Origin of the sequence: Thioalkalivibrio thiocyanodenitrificans ARhD 1, from assembly GCF_000378965.1 — a bacterium.
Lineage (GTDB): Bacteria > Pseudomonadota > Gammaproteobacteria > Ectothiorhodospirales > Ectothiorhodospiraceae > Thioalkalivibrio_A > Thioalkalivibrio_A thiocyanodenitrificans.
The window spans coordinates 1,851,072-1,865,886 of record NZ_KB900536.1 but is presented as its reverse complement, the minus strand read 5'-3'; the positions used below and the strand labels follow the sequence as shown (position 1 = coordinate 1,865,886).

General features: G+C 64.1%; 11 protein-coding genes. 6 read left to right on the top strand and 5 right to left on the bottom strand.

Annotation, left to right across the window (positions count from 1 at the left end; genetic code table 11):
* Positions 1–63 precede the first annotated feature (63 nt).
* The 3 genes from THITHI_RS0108760 to gshB are packed head-to-tail and all read right to left on the bottom strand — an operon-like array spanning position 64 to position 2,428.
* Positions 64–429, bottom strand: a complete 366-nt coding sequence (locus THITHI_RS0108760; protein ID WP_018232710.1) for a NusG domain II-containing protein — start codon at positions 427–429, stop codon at positions 64–66.
* Positions 426–1,445: an FAD:protein FMN transferase gene (locus tag THITHI_RS0108755; RefSeq protein ID WP_018232709.1), complete on the bottom strand. Its 1,020-nt coding sequence runs from the start codon at positions 1,443–1,445 to the stop codon at positions 426–428. Before THITHI_RS0108755 ends, THITHI_RS0108760 begins: the two co-directional genes overlap by 4 nt.
* A 17-nt stretch (positions 1,446–1,462) precedes the next feature.
* Positions 1,463–2,428 (bottom strand): glutathione synthase, encoded by a 966-nt coding sequence (gene gshB, locus THITHI_RS0108750; RefSeq protein WP_018232708.1) that lies wholly within the window; start codon positions 2,426–2,428, stop codon positions 1,463–1,465.
* Between the two features lie 410 nt (positions 2,429–2,838).
* On the opposite strand from gshB, the gene THITHI_RS0108745 reads away from it, so the two are divergent.
* The 6 genes from THITHI_RS0108745 (at position 2,839) to THITHI_RS0108720 (ending at position 12,919) form a co-directional block, all read left to right on the top strand.
* Positions 2,839–3,195, top strand: a complete 357-nt coding sequence (locus THITHI_RS0108745; protein ID WP_198005637.1) for a response regulator — start codon at positions 2,839–2,841, stop codon at positions 3,193–3,195.
* A 101-nt stretch (positions 3,196–3,296) separates the two neighbouring features.
* Positions 3,297–3,659: a response regulator gene (locus THITHI_RS0108740; RefSeq protein ID WP_018232706.1), complete on the top strand. Its 363-nt coding sequence runs from the start codon at positions 3,297–3,299 to the stop codon at positions 3,657–3,659.
* 13 nt (positions 3,660–3,672) lie between these two features.
* Positions 3,673–4,221: a chemotaxis protein CheW gene (locus THITHI_RS0108735; protein WP_018232705.1), complete on the top strand. Its 549-nt coding sequence runs from the start codon at positions 3,673–3,675 to the stop codon at positions 4,219–4,221.
* Between the two features lie 142 nt (positions 4,222–4,363).
* Positions 4,364–6,478, top strand: a complete 2,115-nt coding sequence (locus THITHI_RS0108730) for a methyl-accepting chemotaxis protein (RefSeq protein ID WP_018232704.1) — start codon at positions 4,364–4,366, stop codon at positions 6,476–6,478.
* A gap of 53 nt (positions 6,479–6,531) precedes the next feature.
* Positions 6,532–12,438 (top strand): Hpt domain-containing protein, encoded by a 5,907-nt coding sequence (locus THITHI_RS0108725; protein WP_018232703.1) that lies wholly within the window; start codon positions 6,532–6,534, stop codon positions 12,436–12,438.
* Positions 12,439–12,451: 13 nt separating this feature from the next.
* The gene (locus tag THITHI_RS0108720) at positions 12,452–12,919 is read left to right on the top strand and encodes a chemotaxis protein CheW (protein ID WP_018232702.1); all 468 of its coding nucleotides are present in this window, start codon (positions 12,452–12,454) and stop codon (positions 12,917–12,919) included.
* 81 nt (positions 12,920–13,000) lie between these two features.
* Here the strand turns inward: THITHI_RS0108720 and THITHI_RS0108715 are convergent, their stop codons facing one another.
* Both THITHI_RS0108715 and metF read right to left on the bottom strand, forming a co-directional pair.
* A complete protein-coding gene (locus tag THITHI_RS0108715; protein WP_018232701.1) occupies positions 13,001–13,738 on the bottom strand; it encodes a 16S rRNA (uracil(1498)-N(3))-methyltransferase in 738 nt (245 codons plus the stop codon).
* 118 nt (positions 13,739–13,856) lie between these two features.
* Positions 13,857–14,717: a methylenetetrahydrofolate reductase [NAD(P)H] gene (gene metF / locus THITHI_RS0108710; protein ID WP_026186196.1), complete on the bottom strand. Its 861-nt coding sequence runs from the start codon at positions 14,715–14,717 to the stop codon at positions 13,857–13,859.
* Between the last annotated feature and the right edge of the window lie 98 nt (positions 14,718–14,815).

The window sequence follows — 14,815 nt, the reverse complement described above, 5'->3', positions numbered from 1 at the left end:
CAAGATACAAGAGACAGGGTGCAAGTGGGGGCCGCTTCGGGGGACTTGCCCCTGCCACCTTCATCAGTGGTTGATGCTGTCGAATTGTTTATCCCCTTCACCCAGGATCTCGATCAGCACGCGATTTGGCAGGCTCACCGCCATGTCGCCGGTCTCGCGCAGCCAGCCGGCGCGCTGGCAGATGCCCGCGCTGCCCGGGGAGCGGGCGCATCGGGCGGCACCGTCGGCGATCTCCACCCGGGTGATGCCGGCGGGTCCCGGGACGTCGATGCGGGTGTCCCGGGCAAGCGGCAGCCGGGCGAATTCCTCGTTTCCGGAGATGATCCGTACCTCCGTGGCGCCCGGCCCCTGTACACCCCAGAACTCGGTGAAGGACCACCCGGCCAGCAATGCCGCAAACATGATCACCAGGACGTCGCCGCGTGTCATCGGGGCAGCTCCACCCTGTGCACCGAGGGGACGGGATCCGTTTCGAAACGCACGCGTTCGGCCATGTCCGGTGTCATGTGCATATTGCCTTGCGGATCCAGCAGCATGGCCTTGCTGATACCCAGGCCCGCGGCGATCTCGGCGAATCGCCCGGGTCCGGCCACGAACAGGGCGGTGGCGGCGGCATCGGCCTCGGCGCCGTCATGGTGCAGCACGGTCACGGACCGCGCCTCCCGGGCCGGTTGGCCGGTACGCGGATCGAGTATGTGGTGATAACGGATGCCGTCGTACACGAAATAACGCTCATAGTCGCCGGATGTATAGACGCTCTCATCACCCCGAAGTTCGAGGGAAGCCATGATCCCCTCGCCGTCCGGATGACGAATGCCGATGCGCCAGGGCCGGTTGCCCGGCTGGCCGATGGCCCGCAGGTCGCCCCCGGCGTTGATGATGGCGTGCTCGATACCCATATCCCTCAACCGCTGCATGGCGCGATCCACCCCGTAGCCTTTCGCGAATCCGCCCAGGTCCAGGCGCAGGCCGGGCCGGGTGGCGCGTGCGCGAAGTCCGTCAAGTTCGATGTGCGCCATGGAGGGCGCACGTTCCAGCCACTGCCGGATCTGTGCATCCGCGGGCGGCGGGTCGTCGGGGCGATCATCGCCGTGGAAACCCCACAAGGTGATGAGGTCGCCCATGGCCGGGTTGAACAGCCCGTCACTTCGCCGTTCCAGCGCCTGACCGAGTTCCAGCAGCGGCAGGATCGACGGGTCGACGGAAAATTCATTCTGCGTCGCCAGCTGCTCGTTGGTGCGCCCCAATGCGCCGGGCTCCCACGGGTGCCAGGCGCGATGCATGCGCTCAAGGTCCTGGCGCACGGCCTCCGTGGCGGTGCGCGCAAGTTCGGCATCCGCACTGTAGATGCTGACCTCCACCAGCGTACCGAAGGCCAGGATCCGTTGCGTGTGGATCTCGGGTCGCTCGCAGGCGGAAAGCAGCAGTGCGATCGGAAGCAGCATCAGCCAGCCGCTTCGACTCACCGGGCAGCCTCCAGGCGCCGGCCGATGGCATCCATGAGCCAGCCGCCGATGTCCAGTCCATAAAGGGCATCCAGCTCGCGAATGCAGGTGGGGCTGGTGACATTGATTTCCGTGAGGTAGTCGCCGATCACGTCCAGCCCCACGAACATGAGCCCGCGTTCCCTGAGCGCCGGTGCCACCTGATCGCAGATCCAGCGGTCGCGTTCGGTGAGCGCCACGCCTTCGCCGCGTCCGCCGGCGGCCAGGTTGGCGCGGGCCTCGCCGCTTGCGGGGATTCGGGCCAGGGCGTACGGAGCGGGCTCGCCATCCACGAGCAGGATGCGCTTGTCGCCGTCGACATACTCGGGCAGGAAGCGCTGCGCCATGACCGTGCGTTGCCCGTGCCCGGTGACCGTCTCCAGGATGACGCCGGTGTTCGGGTCTCCCTTGCGTACACGGAAGACCGATGCGCCGCCCATGCCGTCCAGCGGTTTGACCACCATGTCCTGCTGACGCTCAAGAAACCCGCGCAGGCGGGCGATGTCCCGGCTGACCAGTGTCGGGGGGCAGCACCGGGGGAACCATGCGGTGAACAGTTTCTCGTTGGCGTCGCGCAGACTGTCCGGCCGATTCACCACCAGGCAGCCTTCCTGCATGGCCAGCTCCAGCAGGTAGGTGGTGTACACATACTCCATATCGAAAGGTGGATCCTTTCGCATGAGCACCGCCTCGATGGAGCCCAGGGGCCGTTCCTGCGCCTGGCCGAGGGTGTACCAGTCCAGCGGATCATCACGCAATTCAAGGGTGCGGGCAGCCGCCCGGACACGACCATCCTCAAGCCACAGATCGTGCTGTTCCATGTAGTACACCGTCCAGCCCCGACGCTGGGCGGCCAGCAGCATGGCGAAGGTGGAATCCTTCTTGATATTGATGGATCCGATGGGATCCATGATGACACCGATGTGTCGTGATGTGGCCTGCAAGGGCGCTTCTCCGGTAGGCTGGCGGAACTCGGAACTGTGCCGGGCATCAGGGCGGCAAGCGGTGCCCCCGCCCTGATTCAAGATAATGCAGTCCGTGGCCATACCACAATCAGGGAGCCGCGGATTCCGGCCGACCCGGCCTGCCGGCATGACCTGGTCGACCGTTGGTGGCATGCAGAGTGTGATGAAGGGCACATTTCCCCTGACCGATGGGCGCATGAAGCGCCTAGAAGTCACCTAACATTGAGCCTGTAACTGTCCTTGGGCCTTGGCTATCTGTTTGATTAAACCCAGGTCATGGAGTAAATTCGGCCCGAAACTTCGACAGTTTACGGATGCTTGGGGGTGCTGTGAGCGAAGAAATCCAGGGCAGTGTCGATGGCCAGGTCGAACTGGCCGGGCTCAAGGTCATGGTGATTGATGACAGCAAGACCATCCGCCGAACTGCCGAGACCCTGCTCAAGAAACAGGGCTGCGACGTGGTGACCGCCACGGACGGTTTCGAGGCCCTGGCCAAGATCGCCGAGCACAAGCCCGACATCATATTCGTGGACATCATGATGCCCCGGCTGGACGGCTACCAGACCTGTGCGCTGATCAAGCACAACCGTCTGTTCAAGCAGACGCCGGTAATCATGTTGTCCAGCAAGGACAGCATCTTTGACAAGGCGCGCGGACGTATCGTGGGGTCGGAGCAGTATCTGACCAAACCCTTTACCCGTGATGACCTGCTCGGCGCCATCAAGTTGCATGTGAAGCAACACTGAAAGGCCTGCCCACCGGGCGAGCGCGGAATCGGGCCGGGCTGCGATCTGATCGCAACGGTCCAGGCAGGCAATGGACTACAACACGACGGAGAGAAGGTTCGATGACGCGCATCCTGGTAGTTGATGATTCTCCCACCGAGGTCCACGTCCTCAAGGCCATGCTGGAGAAGAACGGCTATGCCGTGCTGACCGCCTCCAGTGGTGAGGAAGGGATCTCCATCGCCAAGCAGCAGAAGCCGGATCTGGTCCTGATGGACGTGGTGATGCCCGGCCTCAATGGATTCCAGGCCACGCGCCAGCTGGCCAACGACGCTGCCACCAAGGCCATTCCCGTGATCGTGGTGACCACGAAGGACCAGGAAACCGACAAGGTCTGGGCCATGCGCCAGGGCGCCAAGGACTACATCGTCAAGCCGGTCAGGGAAGGGGATCTGATGGAGCGTGTCAAGGCGCTGGTATCCTGAGTCCGTCCCGCCGATGACAGCCGCCACCGCCCAGTCCCCTTTCCGGTATCTGCAGTCCCTGGCCAGCAAGGGCATGGCGCTCGCCGGGCACCTGCCGGTGCAGGTGGAGCACAAGGAGGCCTGGAAGGGTGTGCTGTTCGAATTGCGCGGCCACCGGCTGCTTGCACCGATGGACGAGGTGGCGGAGATCGTGACGCCGCCCCGTTGTACGCGCATCCCCGGCGTCAAACCCTGGGCCTACGGCATGGCCAACATGCGCGGCAACCTGTTGCCCGTCATGGACCTGCAGGGGTTTCTTTACGGAGACAACCTGTCCGGGGACGCTCGCCGCCATCGGTTGCTGGTGGTCAACTGTGACGGCGTGTATGCGGGTCTCGTCGTGGAGGCTGTGCTGGGAATGAAGCATTTCTGGGTGGATGACCGGGACATGGAGGTGCCGGTTCGCGATCAGGCACTGGCACCCTACCTGACGGGTGCGTTCCGGTCCGATGATGAGCTCCTGGCGGTCTTCAGTCCGTGGCGTCTGGCCCGGGACGAGGCTTTCCTGAACGTGTCCAGTTGAGGCGATTGACCGACATCATAATGAGGTGCGGCCCCGGTGAAACGGGCAATCTTCGCGTAACAGGAACAGAAGGGCCCTGCCGGACAGGGTCGATGTCCACCACGACGACGAATTCACCGAAGCAGGTGCGGGGAGTGTGACTATGAAGGGGTCTTCAAGCGACGGCGGGCTGAAGCTCGGGTTCAACCGGACCTTCACCATGCTGGTGGGTCTGCTCATTCTATTCATGGTGCTGACGGTGGTGGCGTTCTTCTATTACACCATCCAGTTGGGCCACAACCGTGATCAGGTTGCTATCGCCGCCGAGCAGCGTCTGACGTCTCAGCGCATCGCGACGTTTGCCCTGGAATCGGCGGCCGGCAACGATGCCGCATTTGCCCAGTTGGCAGCCCTGCGTGACGAGTTTGAACAGTCCCTGACGCTGTTGCAGCGCGGCGACCCGGCCACCGGCATGCCGGCGGTGCCCGAAGACGTGGCTGAACAGCTGGCCGGCGTGGAGCGGGCATGGGCGAGTTACCGGGAGAGTATCGACAGCATTACCGAGGGACGGGATGCGGTCCTCGACGTTGCTGAGTACAACCAGATCATCACCGAATCCATCCCTGAACTCGTTTCCCTGTCCGAGGAGGTGGCGCGAAGCCTCGCCGCCGCCAACGCCGATCCCCGGCAGGTGTTCAATGCCACCCGTCAGATGATGCTTGCGCAGCGGGCGCAGAACCACCTCACCCAGGTCATCGAGGGCGGCATCGGGGCCGGCCGTTCAGCCGACAGCTTTGCCCGGGACGCGGTGGAGTTCGGCATCATGCTGGAAGGCATGGTGCGCGGTCTCCCCGGCCGCGGAATCGAGCAGGTGGAGGATCCGGAGGCCCTGTCGCAGTTGCGGGAGGTGGCCATGCTGTTCAGCATGGTGCAGGACAACGTGGGCGGCATCCTGGAGATCGTGCCCCAGTTGTTCGAGATCAAGGAGTCGGCCGCACAGGTGGAAGGCCTGTCCGGCGACATGCTCGCCGTGACCACGGAGCTGGAATCCGCCCTGGTGGCGAGCGGCTCGCGCCTGGATATCTGGGTATTCGCGGGTTACCTGTTCGGTGCCCTGTCCCTGGCAACCCTCGTGCTGCTGGGTTACATCCTTTACCAGGATACCCGCCGCCGGCTCGCGGTCACCACGGAGCAGAACCGTCGTAACCAGAGGGCGATTCTGCAGCTGCTCGACGAGATGACCAACCTGGCGGAAGGTGACCTCACCGTGCACGCAACCGTGACGGAGGACATCACCGGCGCCATCGCGGACTCGGTCAACTACGCCATCGATGCGCTGCGCAGCCTGGTGACCACCATCAACCAGACCGCCATGCAGGTGTCGACCGCCGCGGTCAAGACCCAGTCCACCGCCCTGCGCCTGGCCGATGCGTCCAGCCACCAGGCGCGCGAGATCGCCTCGGCGTCATCGTCCATTACCGACATGGCGGATACCATCGAAAAGGTGTCACGGAGTGCGGAGACCTCCGCGGAGGTGGCCCAGAAGTCGGTGGAGATCGCCGGCAAGGGTGCGCTCACCGTACGCAAGACCATCGACGGCATGGACACCATTCGAGAACAGATCCAGGAGACCTCCAAGCGAATCAAGCGTCTTGGTGAATCGTCCCAGGAGATCGGCGATATCGTGGGCCTGATCAACGACATCGCGGATCAGACCAATATCCTGGCGCTCAATGCCGCCATTCAGGCGTCTGCCGCCGGCGAGGCGGGCCGCGGCTTCGCGGTGGTGGCGGACGAAGTGCAGCGACTCGCCGAGCGCTCCGCCAACGCCACGAAGCAGATCGAGGCCCTGGTGAAGACCATTCAGGCCGACACCAACGAGGCGGTGATCTCCATGGAGCACTCCACGGCCAACGTGGTGAACGGTGCGAAACTGGCTCTCGATGCGGGCGACGCCCTCAACGAGATTGAAGGTGTGTCCCACCAGCTTGCCGACCTGATCGCGACCATCTCCCACGCCGCCCGGCAGCAGGCGGCGGTGGCCCAGAACGTGTCCAACACCATGAACGTGATTCAGGAGATCACCATGCAGACCTCCGACGGCACCAACGAAACGGCGGTGTCCATCGGAAACCTTACCAACCTGGCAACCGAGCTGCGCAAGTCGGTGGCCGGCTTCAAACTCCCCGAATCGGAGCAGTTGGAGACGGTCATCATCGACCAGATGGACGAGGAAGCGCAGGGCAACGAGAACGAAGACGCGCACAAGGTGGCCTGATTGCCGGGAAGCATTGATCAGCCGTCCATCGTCTCACTGAAACCAGGTGTGCCATGAGCCAGGATGACACCATCGAGTACAGCGCCCTGCATTGGGTCAAGAAGGATCTGGATATCCTGCTGGACGAGGCCCGGGCCGCGCTCGAAGGCTATATCGAGGATGATACCCAGTCGGACAGGCTGGTCGACACCGAGGTCAGGCTCCATCAGGTGCAGGGTACCCTGCAGATGGTGGAACTCCACGGGGCGGCGCTGCTGGCCGAGGAGATGGTGCATCTGGTCCGCGCCCTGCGAGCAGGCGGCGTCACCAGTCGCGAAGATGCCTATGAAATCCTGATGCGGGCGATTCTGCAGCTGCCCGATTACCTGGAGCACATTCAGACGGGACACCGGGATATTCCGATCGTCCTGCTTCCCCTGCTCAATGATCTTCGTACCACGCGCAACGCCAGCCTGCTGTCGGAGAACGTGCTGTTTTTCCCCGATATGGATGGCATCACCGGCCTCGAAGAAGGGGAGGAGGCCAACGAGGAAAGGGGCGAAGACGTTCAGTCTTTGGCGCGCCGGAGTCGCCATGCGTATCAACTTGGCCTGCTCGGCCTCTTCCGGCACAAGGATATCAAGCCGAGCCTCGATCGTATCCAGGACGTGCTCTCCGGTCTGCGCCACGCGGCCCGGGATGATTCCGTGGGCCGGATGTTCTGGATCAGCGGTGCCATGGTCGAAGCGCTGACCGATGGTGCGCTGGAGGCAAGTGTTACCGTCAAGCAGTTGCTGGGTCGTGTAGACCGCCAGATCCGGGTGCTGATACAGGAAGGCGAGTCCGCCATGGCGAGGCAGATGCCTTCCGACCTCCTCAAGAATCTCATCTATTACGTGGGACGGTCCGGCCCCGGCGGTGAGCAGGTGCAGGCGGTCAAGCGTGCCTTCCGGCTCAACGAAGTGCTGCCCGAAGGCATCGATCTGGAGCAGGCCCTGGAGAACATCCGGGGCCCGAATCAGCAGCTGCTGGAGACTGTATCCCGCGCCATTCGCGAGGATCTGGCAGAGGTCAAGGACGGGCTCGACGTGTTCATGCACAGCGAGAGTCAGGACGTGGCAAGTCTGGCGCCGCTGGTGGACAGCCTGCGCCGCATGGCCGACACCATGGCCATGCTGGGTATGGGCGAGCCGCGGGAACTGGCGCTCCGCGAGGCCGATATCATCGAACAGATGGTCGACGGACAGTCGCAGCACGATGACACCGTGCTCATGGACGTGGCCTCGCGCCTCTTGATGCTGGAGACATCCATCAACGGGCTGGTGGCTTCCCGGGGCCCTGTTGCCGCGCGCGAGAATCTATTGCCCGGTGCGCTGGGGGCGCTCACCGAGGGTGAGTCCCGGACAATCATTACGACCATTCTGCACGAGGCCCTGGCGGATATCGCAAAGGCCAAGGGCGGCATCCTCGATTATATCGGGGAACCACAGAATCCGGGTCAACTGAACGATGTCGCCGAGATGCTTTCACGCGTCGCCGGTGCGCTGGCGATGCTGTCCCTGGAAGAAGTGGCCGATCTATTGCGCGACGTGCGACGCTACGTCGAGAGCCAGGTACTTGAGGGCGGTCACGTTCCCGATATCGGCGAGCAGGAGGCCTTGGCCGAGGCAGTGACGGCCATCGAGTTGTACCTGGAAACCCTGGACAACGGCAGCGGCGACCCCCGGCCCATGCTGGACACGGCTCGCCGGTGTCTGCCCCGGCTGGTGCCGGCTCAGGTGTCCGTGGAGGCGGATACCGCACCTGCGCCGGCCGCTGCTGCCGGCGAGCCGCCCCGCGATGAGGCCGATACCCTGGTCCTGACGCCGCCGGAGCCGGAAGGGGCGCATGCCGGCGAATCGCTCGCCGAGGCACCCGCCCCCGGGCTGGAATCGGACACGGGGGCTTCGGTCGAGCAGCCCGCGCCGGTGGAGTCGGGGCCATCGCCGGAGCCTGAGGCCGAACCGGTGCGTTATCCGGTGATGTCCGGCGACATGGATGAAGAGATCCTGGAGATCTTCCTGGAGGAGGCCCAGGAGGAGATCGAGCGCGTGCGCGAGTTCCTGCCCCAGTGGCGCAACAATCCGGCGGATCAGGACGCGCTGGCCACGGTGCGTCGATCTTTCCATACCCTCAAGGGCAGCGGTCGGCTGGTGGGCGCGCAGCTGCTGGGCGAATTCGCCTGGTCCATGGAGAATCTGCTCAACCGGGTGATCGATCAGACGGTGCCGGCCTCTCCGGAAGTCCACCATGTGCTCGACGGCGCATTGCGTACCCTGCCCGTACTTCGTGAACAGATTGCCGGCGGCGAAGGTGCCGATGAGCAGGTGTACGGGCTCATGTCCAGGGCAGACGGGCTGGCCAGGGGGGAACGGGCCGCCGCTTCGCCGGCACCGCAGTCGCCCGAGAGTCATCCGACGGCAGCCGATGCCACCGATGCCGGGCCACCATCCGGTGATGACGATACCCTGGCGAAGCCGGTTCCGGGAATCGTTGAATTACGATCGTCGTTTCGCGATGTTTCCGAACCGGGCGGTGAGGATGCGGTTTCCGCGGCAGATCCCGGGCTTTCCCCCGGCGTACCCTTCGAGGCCGATACCGAAGGCGCCGGGGCGCTGGCGGGGTCTGACACGTTCCCGGCAGAGGACGATACCGATACGGTGATCTCGGACGACTTCGACACCCGTGTGCTCGAAGGGCATGAAGCAGGCGCCGCGGACGGTGAAGACCGGTTGCAGGATGAAGGCACGGCGCTGAGTTCGGAAGCAACCGGCACTCCGATGCCGGAGCGCGACGATCGGACCGAGGACCCGGAATCGCATGCCTCCATCCGGTGGAGCGATGATGCCCCGGAGATCGCCGCCACGGTTGGCGATGAGCCGTCGGAGCGTATGGACCCGATGTTGCTGGAGATCTTCCGCAATGAGACCGGCCAGCATCTGGATGCGCTGCGTGAGTTGCTTGCCGCCGCGGGGCAGAACGGCGATGAGGGGCTGCCCGTCACGGATGCCCTGTTGCGCGCCATACACACCCTCAATGGTGCCGCACGCACCGCTGAAGTGCCGGAGATCTCCGAAGTCTGCGGCCCGTGCGAACGTTATGTGAAGGCCCGTGCCGACGTGGGATTGGCCATACCCCCGGAGGTGCTTCCACGGTTCGGTGCCATGATTGACCACGTCACCGACGTGCTGGGTGCCCTGGGGTACGCCACCGGCAGTCTTCCTTCCGGTGAGCGCCTGGCGACAGAGATGCAGACCCTGCTGGATGAGGAATTGGCCCGTATCGAGGCCGTGCGCCATGAGAATGCCATGCGGCCGCTGCCGCGGATGGCGCCAGGGCCGGAACCGTCATCCGATGAGACCGCTGCCGGTCCGGAGACGCCCCCGGGGCCTGACGACGTCTCCCCGGTGAGTGAAGAAGCGTTTCCTGCACCAGGGGAAACCGTTCCAATGACGGAACAGGCCGCCACCGAGGACGTGCCTCCCCCGGATGTGCCCAATGCGCAGGATATGGAGTTGGTGGACATCTTCCTGGAGGAAGGGGTGGAGATCCTGGACGCCGCCGACAACCTGCTCGAGTCCTGGCGGAAGGCCCCGGAGGACGAACAGATCATCACGGAGTTCCAGCGTCAGCTCCATACCCTCAAGGGCGGCGCCCGCATGGCCGGGTTCCGCAATATCGGCGATCTGAGTCACGCCCTGGAAAGCCTGGTGATCGACATCTCGGAGACCGGGCGGGTCCCCGAGCAGGAGATGCTGGAGGCGGTGGGTGTCGCCCTGGATCGCCTGAGCAGCCAGGTCGAGCAGGCGCGGCGTCGCGAGCCCGTGCTGGCCGCACCCGATCTGGTCGAGCGGATCACCTCGTTCTGCGAGGCACCAGCGGGCCCGCTGTCTCCGGAGGGTGACGGGGAACTTGAGGCGGATTCGCCCGCGTACGACGTACCCCCTGTCGAGGACGATCCGGGTCAGGCGCTCCTGGACGTGGCCGATCTGCCGGTGGATGAATCCCTGGGCGGGGGCGGGGAGCGCCTGGAGGGGACCGAGCTGCCCGATTCCGTGGCGGGTCCGGCGGCTCGCGAAGGCGCGCGTGAGACCCGCGATGCGAGACCCGCGGACGTCACGGCCGCTCAGGAGCTGGTCAGGGTACGTTCCGAGGTGCTGGATAATCTGGTGAACTACGCGGGTGAGGTGAACATCTATCACGCCCGCCTGGAGCAGCAGATTACCGGTTTCGGTTTCAACCTGGGCGAACTCGCGCAGACCGTCATGCGACTCAGGGAGCAGCTTCGCAAACTGGAGCTTGAGACCGAGGCGCAGATTCTGTTCCGTTACGAGAAGGAAAAGGAGGAGCAGGGCCTCGAAGGCGATTTCGATCCGCTGGAGATGGACCGCTATTCCAATATCCAGCAGCTCTCGCGTGCACTTGCCGAAAGTATCAACGACCTCGTGAGTATCCAGGAGATCCTCTCCGACCAGGTGCGGGACTCCGCAACGCTCCTCCTGCAGCAGTCGCGGGTCAGTACCGATCTGCAGGAAGGCCTCATGCGCACGCGCATGGTGCAGTTCTCCAATATGGCACCCCGGTTGCGCCGTGTGGTGCGCCAGACCGCGGCGGAGCTTGGCAAGCGCGTGAACCTGACCGTGAGCGGTGAGGGCAGTGAGCTGGATCGTTCCGTGCTGGAACGCATGGTGGCACCTCTGGAGCACATGCTGCGCAATGCGGTTTCCCATGGCATCGAGTCCGTGGACGAACGCAAGGTCGCCGGGAAGCCGGAGGCCGGTCAGATCGACCTGCAGGTGAGCAGGGAGGGTTCCGAAGTGGTGATCCGCGTCAATGACGATGGGGCGGGTATCAACCTGAAGGCGGTGCGCGAGAAGGCGCACAACCTTGGCTTGATCGGTGCCGATGAAGCCCTGCTCACGGATGAGGACGTCATGCAGTTCATCCTCGAGTCCGGATTCTCGACGGCCAGGGAGGTCAGCCAGATCTCGGGCCGGGGCGTGGGTATGGACGTGGTGAACAGCGAGATCAAGCAGCTGGGCGGAACCCTGAGTATCGAGTCCGTGCAGGGGCAGGGCACCCGGTTTACCGTGCGGCTGCCCTTCACGCTGGCCATCAATCAGGCCTTGCTGGTTCAGGTGGGAGAAGATATCTATGCGGTGCCGCTGTCCAGCATCGAGGGCATCGTGCGCTTGCGAGCTGAGGATCTGGCCGCCTACTACAAGCAGGAACATCCGGTCTACGACTATGCCGGCAACACATACGAGGTGAAGCACCTGGGTGTGCTGCTGGATGTTTCGCAGCCTGTCCTGCACACGGGTGAAATGATGTATCCGGTGCTGCTGGTGCGCTCGGGCGATCACCGTATTGCCCTGCATGTGGACGGGCTTATGGGCAGCCGCGAGGTGGTGGTCAAGTCCGTGGGCCCGCAGGTGGCCAAGGTGCGCGGTATCTCCGGCGCCACCATCCTGGGCGACGGCCGGGTGGTGCTGATTCTGGACGTGCCGGCGCTGGTGCGCATCGGTGCCGGCGTGCAGCTCGTCTACCGGGCACCCGAGCCGGAAAGCGGCGAGGCGATGCCCACGGTCATGGTGGTGGATGACTCCATTACCATCCGCAAGGTCACCGCGCGCATGCTGGAGCGCAACCGCTATCGGGTGATCACCGCGAAGGACGGCCTAGATGCCGTCGCCCAGTTACAGGACAATGTGCCTGACATCATGCTGCTCGATATCGAGATGCCGCGTATGGATGGCTACGAACTGGCCACCCATATGCGCAACGACAGCCGGCTGCAGAACGTGCCCATCATCATGATCACCTCGCGTACAGGTGAGAAACACCGCCAGCGGGCGCTGGACATCGGTGTGAACCGCTATCTGGGCAAGCCCTATCAGGAGGCGGACCTGCTGGCCAACATCAAGGATATCCTCCCGGCATGATCGATCGTGCATCATGAGTGATTCTCCGGATACCCTGAACTGCCTGATCGTGCCCCTGGCAGAGCAGCATATGCTCCTTCCGCAGCACGTCGTGGCCGAGGTGCTCACCCAGCAGTTCTCGCGCCAGGTGCCCGGTGCGCCACCCTGGCTGACGGGTGTGGTGGAATGGCGTAACGAGCAGGTGCCCGTGGTTTCCATGGAGACCCTGATGGGTACACCGGTAGAGCAGGGCAACCGCCTGCTGCGTGTCCTTGTGATGCATGGTCTGGAGCAGATTCCCGGGCTTGCCTACTATGCCGTTCAGGTGCGAGGCATTCCCCATCCCCTGAAGGTCTTCGAGCACGACGTGGAACCGCTCGACGCAGGCGTCGAGGCCGGCGAGGAGTTTGGCTGCCGCGTGCGAGCGAGCGGTGTCACCTGCATCATCCCCCGCCTGGAACGCATCGAGACCGAGTTGCAGGAGAATCTGCAGCGCCTTTGAGGGCAGTGGCGAGTCTCAAGTCTCAAGTGGCAAGGAAGCCGGTTCAGGGATTGTCCTTTCCTTGCCACTTGAGACTTGAGACTAGCCACTGCCTCTTAAATCCCCCCACAACGCCTGAATCACCGCCAGTGCGGCGATGCCGGCGGTTTCGGTGCGCAGGGTTCGGGGGCCCAGACTCACCCCCTGCAGTCCCTGATGCCGTGCCGCCGTAATCTCGGTTCCGTCCAGACCCCCTTCCGGGCCGATGAGAAGCTGGACGGGGCCGTCGGGCGCGCGGTCGGCGAGACCTGTTCCGGCCTGCGGGTCCAGCACCAGGGCGTGGCCTTCCGGTCGGTTTGTCAGCCAGTGTTCCAGGGTGGTCACCGGATCCAGCACAGGCAGGTCATTGCGCCCGCATTGCTCGCAGGCACTGATGATCACACCCCGCCAGTGTTCATGACGACTGTCCAGACGGCGGGAGTCGCCGGGGATCCGGCTGCGTTTCGTGATGACCGGTATGACACGGGTCACCCCCAGTTCCGTGGCCTTCTGCAGGCTGAAGTCCATGCGGTCTCCCCTGGAGACACCCTGGACAAGGGTGACGTGCAGTGCAGGGCGGGTGTCACGGTCGTCAAAGGCCGTGAGCGTGACCCGGGACCGGCGCCTTGACGCCTCGGTCAGCCTCCCCCGGTACTCGCCCCCCGACCCATTGAACAGCACCAGTTCCGCTCCCTGGCGCAGGCGCAGGACCTGAACGGCATGGCGGTGCGCGTGTTCATCCAGGTCGATGTCTGCGCCGACCGCCAACGGCTGGTCCAGGAACAACCGCGTCAGGCGCATCGCCTGGCCGGGGGAGATGGGGGGCGACCGTGCCGCAAACGGGCGCGAGTCAATGCAAGGTGATCGCCATGGGAGTCATTCATCTGCGAACCTCGCGGTCGTCCGTGGACCGGATTGATCAGCCGGTCTTCAGGCCGAGGTTCTTCCAGATGGCCAAAGTGGCTCTGGACTGGTTCATGGTATAGAAGTGCAGCCCCGGGGCACCGGCGTCCAGCAGCTGTTCGCACATCCGGCTGACCACCTCCTCGCCAAAGGCACGTATGGAGTCCAGGTCTTCGCCGAATCCTTCCAGGCGCTTGCGGATCCATCTCGGGATGTCCGCGCCGCAGGCATCGGAGAAGCGCGCCAGTTGCGTGTAGTTGGTGATAGGCATGATGCCCGGTACGATGGGAAGTGTCACACCCTTCTTCTCACAGCTGTCCACGAAGTGATAGTAGGCCTCGGCGTTGAAGAAGTACTGGGTGATGGATGAGTCCGCACCCGCGTCCACCTTGCGCTTGAAGTTTTCCAGGTCCTTTTCGTAACTGGGGGCCTGGGGGTGCATCTCCGGGTAGGCGGCCACCTCGATAAAGAAGTGATCGCCGGTCTCCGCACGGATGAATTCCACCAGTTCGTTGGCATAGCGCAGCTCGCCCGGGTCACCGCGCATGCCCGAGGGCATGTCGCCGCGCAGGGCCACGATGTGGCGGATGTCGTTCCTTCGGTAGAGTTCCAGGATCTCCCGGACATGTTCCCGGGTGGATCCGATGCAGGACAAATGGGGCGCTGCCTCAAATCGGGCGTCACGCTGGATCTCCATCACCGTGTCCAGGGTCCGGGTCTGGGTGGATCCGCCGGCGCCGTAGGTCACGGAGAAAAACTTGGGTTTCAATGCGGCAAGCGCCTCACGGGCCTTGCGAAGCTTCTCCGCCCCTTCGTCGGACTTGGGGGGGAAGAACTCGAAACTGAACACGCGTTCGTGTGCTTGTTGTGATTTCATGGGGTTTCGGGCCTCACTGGAATTCTGTGCGCGGGGAGCGCGGCAAGGGGGGGGTGGATCGGTGCGGGGTTGCGGGTCGCGTGCACCTGCGCAGGGTC

Bases quoted from the DNA above. Each gene is read 5' to 3' on its own strand.
- THITHI_RS0108760 (WP_018232710.1), bottom strand. From the start codon at position 429: ATGACACGCGGCGACGTCCTGGTGATCATGTTTGCGGCATTGCTGGCC.
- THITHI_RS0108755 (WP_018232709.1), bottom strand. From the start codon at position 1,445: ATGCTGCTTCCGATCGCACTGCTGCTTTCCGCCTGCGAGCGACCCGAG.
- THITHI_RS0108745 (WP_198005637.1), top strand. From the start codon at position 2,839: ATGGTGATTGATGACAGCAAGACCATCCGCCGAACTGCCGAGACCCTG.
- THITHI_RS0108740 (WP_018232706.1), top strand. From the start codon at position 3,297: ATGACGCGCATCCTGGTAGTTGATGATTCTCCCACCGAGGTCCACGTC.
- THITHI_RS0108735 (WP_018232705.1), top strand. From the start codon at position 3,673: ATGACAGCCGCCACCGCCCAGTCCCCTTTCCGGTATCTGCAGTCCCTG.
- THITHI_RS0108730 (WP_018232704.1), top strand. From the start codon at position 4,364: ATGAAGGGGTCTTCAAGCGACGGCGGGCTGAAGCTCGGGTTCAACCGG.
- THITHI_RS0108725 (WP_018232703.1), top strand. From the start codon at position 6,532: ATGAGCCAGGATGACACCATCGAGTACAGCGCCCTGCATTGGGTCAAG.
- THITHI_RS0108720 (WP_018232702.1), top strand. From the start codon at position 12,452: ATGAGTGATTCTCCGGATACCCTGAACTGCCTGATCGTGCCCCTGGCA.
- THITHI_RS0108715 (WP_018232701.1), bottom strand. From the start codon at position 13,738: ATGCGCCTGACGCGGTTGTTCCTGGACCAGCCGTTGGCGGTCGGCGCA.
- metF (WP_026186196.1), bottom strand. From the start codon at position 14,717: ATGAAATCACAACAAGCACACGAACGCGTGTTCAGTTTCGAGTTCTTC.